This is a genomic window from Dyadobacter flavalbus, from assembly GCF_006149045.1.
GTDB classification, from domain to species: Bacteria; Bacteroidota; Bacteroidia; order Cytophagales; family Spirosomataceae; genus Dyadobacter; species Dyadobacter flavalbus.
Genome location: NZ_VBSN01000063.1, coordinates 1 through 5,069, shown reverse-complemented (window position 1 = coordinate 5,069; position 5,069 = coordinate 1). Strand labels below are relative to the sequence as shown.

Sequence of the window (5,069 nt, the reverse complement as noted above, 5' to 3'; positions counted from 1 at the left end):
GGGCTGTTACCTTAAATGTTTCAGCGGAAGAAGGAAAAATCAGACAAGTGGCATCCATGATAAGTCTGAACGCCTAAATGGTAATTTACAATGCACATACATACCACCAAAATTGGGGAAGAACCAATTTCACCGAATTTTCCAAGCATTCAAACATTCATCTCTGAAGCTGCCATTAAAAGACTCTATAAACGGGTTGTCCGTAGGTTTTCCAGGTCTGGAAAAGTCTAGCGTGACATTGTTATCATAACACCATTTATCTAAAACTTTTGATATGAATTCTGCACCATTGTCGACTTGAATTCGGTTAGGAACTGCTGAATTTACTACTTTTAGTTGATTCATCACTGCAACTACGTCTTCTCCTTTTAGCGACTGTCCAACGTGAATTGCCAGACATTGCCGACTAAAGTTATCGACAACAGTTAAAGCCCGAATTTTCCTTCCATCAAAGAGCTGATCTGCTACGAAATCCATGCTCCAGCTTTGATGAATACTAGAGAGGTATGGCCTATCTAGGCGTTGGGAAGCAGCTCTGCTACGTTTTGGTCGCTTAGTTCTTAGATTCAAGCCTTCTTCGCAATACACCCGATATACCCGTTTATGGTTGTCACGCCATCCTTCCCGCCTAAGTAAAACATGGATTCTTTGATAACCATAACGAATTCTGATTTGGGCGATTTCTTTAATCCTTTGCCGAATTGCTGTATCATCGCGGCGATGCGGTTTATAGTACCAACACGAACGTTGTAAGCAAACAACTGAACATGCACGCCTGGTAGCAACCTGGTAGTTCTTCATTAAGCTTGCGGCCAGCACCCGCTTCTGGGCCGGCCTTAAAGCTTTTTTTTGAGTACATCCTGTAGCATTTGCTTATCCAAACTCAGGTCGGCTACAAGCTGTTTCAACTTTTGGTTTTCCTCTTCGAGTTGCCGGAGTTTACGTAGTTCCGGCACACCTAAACCAGCATACTTCTTGCGGTTCGCCGCCGCGGTTCCAATTATAGTAGGTCGCCTCGCTGACTCCCATTTTACGGCAGACCTCTGAAACAGGTACTCCGGTATCCGCCTGCCGAAGCGCAAAAATGATCTGCGCTTCCGTGAATTTCGTTGTTTTCATAAGCGATTTTTCTGATGGTTAAGTTATCAAAATCGCCCGATTTTCTCTAGTTATCAACTGTCCAGTTTTGCGGGGGGAGGTCAAGTCCAGCTAAATGGCACTACTATCAGATAGTGTATTGAGTTTTAATTTCTGATGACTGCGAGACTGTTTTTGAAATTCGTCAGGTGTTTGACCGGTTTGCTTCTTAAAGAACCGGCTGAAATACGGCCGGTCTGAAAACCCAAGTTCGTAAGCTATTTCCTTGATAGTTTGTTCACTGTGAATAATCATCCTTTTTGCTTCGAGAACAATCCTGTCGTGAATCAGCTCCATCCCGGTTTTATCGAGCTTGTCTTTGAGTATCTGATTGAGTCGCTTGGAGCTGATGCCCAATTTCCCAGCGTAAAAATCGGTATTACGCACCTGCAAATAATTGCTTTCCAGCAGCATTAAGAACTCGTAAACCCGTTTTTGATGAATGTCATGACCGGTAAACTCCTGCTCTTTTACTTTGATGAGCTTTAAGAGAAAGACCTTGAGTATTGCTTTTACAATCACCAGATCGTCAGCCGTTTTCTGATATTCAGTGTTTAATAACTGGAAAACGCTTCCCAGATCGGCTGCTGCTTCTTTGTCGAGCCTTAAACAGGAAAACTCGCCCTGAACGTTAAATATTTTAAAGATATCCAGCAAGAATTCTTTGTCATCTTCTTCCAGCACCTCTCTCTTAAAGGATAACAACTCTCCGTTTTTGTCTGCCTTATTGAGCTGGTGCACGCGGTAAGGAGGAATCAGGTATATCCAATCGCCCTTGATCTCAAAATCATTGTTTTTGGTATCGTGCAAAGGCTCTTCATTTTTTAACCAAATAATTTCGAAAAAGTCTTTTCTGCCAGGATCATTCAGATAGCTTGGCGGACAATCACGAAGATTCCGGATGTAAATCATTGCGCTTGCAAGACGTGATTCTTTTATCAATGTATTCATATTTGAGATAAACTGTCAGAAGGAACCCTGGTGGACGATCAGGAAATTATGGTGGACTATTCAGAAATGTAATTTATTTATGTTCAAAGATATGAGCTTTTACTGTCAAATGTTCCAGATTGTCCACCTTATCTGGACGATTGTCTAATCTGTACGAAACCCGGATCAAGTACCTTTGTCACCAGACAAAACAAGGTAATTATGCATTTGGATCATCAACAAGGCGTACTTCATTCGACTGACATTCAGGGAAATCTAAAACAAATACTAGCCGAGAATTATGCGCTGTCAGAAGCATTGGATTATCAGGATTTTGGAGCACTTATAAAAGGTATACAGCAGGCGAAGTCGATATTTCTGCATGCGGCGGGGCGGTCGGGATACTCCATGCGCTCGGTTGCAATGCGGCTGATGCATTTGGGTTTTAAGGTTTATTTCGTCGGAGATACCACCACGCCAGCCATACAATCCAAAGATCTTTTGTGGGTGGCTTCCGGATCGGGAACTACGGGCTCTATTGTGCGGGCGGCTGAAAAGGCAAAATCGGTAGGAGCCAATGTAATCGCTATGACAACTAATCCGGCATCAACGCTGGCAGGCATTTCTGATACACATATCCTGCTGCCCGCGGCAGAAAAAGAAGATCATGCAGGCAACAAATCAAAACAGTATGCGGGCAGCCTTTTCGAGCAGGCTTTGCTGCTGATCGGGGACGCCATTTTTATGGAATTATGGAAAGTGGGCGGCTGTCCGGCTGAAACGCTTTGGAAGCGGCATGCCAACATGGAGTAAAATTTAGTTAATACAGTACAGTACAATACAATCAATTCAAAATGGCCAAATTACAAGTAGCAATAGACTTATTGACGACAGAAGATGCACTAGCACTTGCTGCAAAAGTTGCCCCTTACGTGGATATCATTGAACTCGGCACGCCGCTGATCAAAAACATGGGATCAACTGTGATCACAGCAATGAAAAATGCTCATCCAGACAAACTGGTTTTTGCCGACCTGAAAACGGCTGACGCGGGTGAGCTGGAAGCAGACATTGCTTTCAAAGCCGGGGCCGATTTAGTCACGGTAATGGGCGCAGCTGGGAATGCAACAATTATCGGGGCATTAAAAGCGGCAAAGGCGCACGGTAAAGGCGTGGTGGTTGATACCATCGGCTACCCTGACCGTGTAAAAAGGGCTCAGGAAGTCATAGAACTAGGCGTTGAGTTTGTGGAACTGCACGCTGGTCTGGATGAGCAATGGACTGACGGTTATTCAATTCAGGTTTTGATCGATGAAGCTGGCCGTGCAGGTGTCCCGGTTTCGATTGCAGGCGGGGTAAACCTGAGCAACATTACAGCTGTTATTGAAGCAGGTGCCCAGGTCGCCGTTGCAGGTGCAGCTATCTATGGCGCAGAAGATCCGGCACGTGCGGCAAAGGAACTCCGTGAAGCGATAGACGCAGTTTTAGTTGAATAAAGGTTCGTACCTATATTGAATAATAGCCCGTCCAAATGGTTTGAACGGGCTATTATTTGTATGTACACTTGTCTGAAATCAAAATACTGGCATAGGAGGAAGGAATACTTTATCCATATTTACAACAGTTTTCTAATGAGTTAAAATTGCCATGAAGATCCCCGAAAAATCACTGCCATCCAATCTGGAAATACCACACCTGCGGGGAGCATTGGGTCTTGGCGATGCTTTACCGGGTCTGATGGTTTTTGATTCGTCTGTTCACCTCTTTGATAATTCCTGGAAACGGCCGTTCCGCTCGGCGCATTATTCAATAATCCTGGTTGAAAAAGGAGAAATGCAGATCAAGGTGAACCTTCAAAACCATACGCTCAACGAAGGAAACCTACTTATTATCCCCCCTTCGGCAATCCGGGAATTAAGCTGGGTGGAAAATTCAATACATTTTTTGTCACTGTTGTTTTCTGCCGACTTCATCCTAGCCTCTGGAAACTACACCAAGAGCGTTGCCCAGCTTCCATTATTTCAGAGTGATGTGCAGCCTGTAATTTCACTGTGTTCGGATGAGCGGACGATTGTCAGCCGGATGATAGAGCTGATACATTTACTTTTGATCCGGCAAAATGCCACCCATAAGGTTAATGAGGAGCTAGTTCGTCCTATATTTCAGGCAGTCATTTCCCAGGTTGGCTTATGCTATGAAGAGCAGCGAAAACTAAGCACTTCAAACAGTAGTATTGTTCATCAATTTTTCGACTTGCTAGTCAGTCATTACAAGACCGAGCGTAACGTTTCATTTTATGCAGATAAACTCGGTATACACGAAAAGTATTTGTCCCAGCTTCTCAAACAGAAAACCGGCCATACGGCGCGAGGGTTTATAATCCAGATGGTTATTTTAGAAGCCAAAGTACTGCTGGACTATCTCAATCTGACGATCAGCAACCTTGCCGATCAGCTTCATTTTCAAAATCAATTCCGTTTCAGCCGTTTCTTTAAAAAATACACATTGCTTTCACCCACCGAATATAGAAACGGATCTGCCTAGTACGTTCTTTTGGGTATGCAAATAATATTTATACGACGATATTTGCTTAAATAATAAGTTGATATCTTTCTTTTTGATATATATTTCATCTTTTACCCATTCCTCAGAGCTATAAATAAGTGCAATTTTGTGCATTGGAAATTCAGCGATGAAGACACGAATTGTATTGATATTGTTAAGCATTTTCTTTTGCGTACTGAATGTTGCGCAAGGACAGGATAGTCTTTATCTGACTGTCGAAAAACTATTTGCTTTAGCTGAAAGCAATAGTGGTCAACTCAAACTGGATGCGATCAGAATACAAGATGCGGAAGCTGGTATTGTCAATGCTTTTCTATACAACAATCAATTAACTATTTGAAAAAGAGCTGTTTGAAAACAAAGTAATCAACTCGTCTTGACTTAAATCCAAAGCTGCTAAACGCCGTTGCACTTGCCGGATGCCAGCTTTCTTGGTT

General features: G+C 43.1%; 5 protein-coding genes and 1 pseudogene. 4 read left to right on the top strand and 2 right to left on the bottom strand.

Going from position 1 to position 5,069, the window contains the following annotated elements:
• Positions 1–147: 147 nt before the first annotated feature.
• Both FEM33_RS20575 and FEM33_RS20570 read right to left on the bottom strand, forming a co-directional pair.
• A pseudogene (locus FEM33_RS20575) lies at positions 148–1,119 on the bottom strand (IS3 family transposase); the annotation flags it as partial.
• A gap of 90 nt (positions 1,120–1,209) precedes the next feature.
• Positions 1,210–2,088, bottom strand: a complete 879-nt coding sequence (locus tag FEM33_RS20570; protein ID WP_139013877.1) for an AraC family transcriptional regulator — start codon at positions 2,086–2,088, stop codon at positions 1,210–1,212.
• A gap of 201 nt (positions 2,089–2,289) precedes the next feature.
• On the opposite strand from FEM33_RS20570, the gene hxlB reads away from it, so the two are divergent.
• The 4 genes from hxlB to FEM33_RS20550 all read left to right on the top strand — a co-directional run bounded on the left by hxlB (position 2,290) and on the right by FEM33_RS20550 (position 4,972).
• Positions 2,290–2,880 carry a 6-phospho-3-hexuloisomerase gene (gene hxlB / locus FEM33_RS20565; RefSeq protein WP_139013876.1) on the top strand — a complete coding sequence of 197 codons (591 nt, stop codon included), beginning with the start codon at positions 2,290–2,292 and terminating at the stop codon, positions 2,878–2,880.
• 41 nt (positions 2,881–2,921) lie between these two features.
• A complete protein-coding gene (gene hxlA, locus FEM33_RS20560; RefSeq protein WP_139013875.1) occupies positions 2,922–3,563 on the top strand; it encodes a 3-hexulose-6-phosphate synthase in 642 nt (213 codons plus the stop codon).
• A 151-nt stretch (positions 3,564–3,714) separates the two neighbouring features.
• Positions 3,715–4,611, top strand: a complete 897-nt coding sequence (locus FEM33_RS20555; RefSeq protein ID WP_139013874.1) for a helix-turn-helix domain-containing protein — start codon at positions 3,715–3,717, stop codon at positions 4,609–4,611.
• Positions 4,612–4,759: 148 nt separating this feature from the next.
• The gene (locus tag FEM33_RS20550) at positions 4,760–4,972 is read left to right on the top strand and encodes a hypothetical protein (protein ID WP_139013873.1); all 213 of its coding nucleotides are present in this window, start codon (positions 4,760–4,762) and stop codon (positions 4,970–4,972) included.
• Positions 4,973–5,069: the final 97 nt, after the last annotated feature.

Excerpts from the sequence above, each read along its gene's own strand:
- FEM33_RS20555 (WP_139013874.1), top strand. The coding sequence starts at position 3,715 with ATGAAGATCCCCGAAAAATCACTGCCATCCAATCTGGAAATACCACAC.
- FEM33_RS20570 (WP_139013877.1), bottom strand. The coding sequence starts at position 2,088 with ATGAATACATTGATAAAAGAATCACGTCTTGCAAGCGCAATGATTTAC.
- hxlB (WP_139013876.1), top strand. The coding sequence starts at position 2,290 with ATGCATTTGGATCATCAACAAGGCGTACTTCATTCGACTGACATTCAG.
- hxlA (WP_139013875.1), top strand. The coding sequence starts at position 2,922 with ATGGCCAAATTACAAGTAGCAATAGACTTATTGACGACAGAAGATGCA.
- FEM33_RS20550 (WP_139013873.1), top strand. The coding sequence starts at position 4,760 with ATGAAGACACGAATTGTATTGATATTGTTAAGCATTTTCTTTTGCGTA.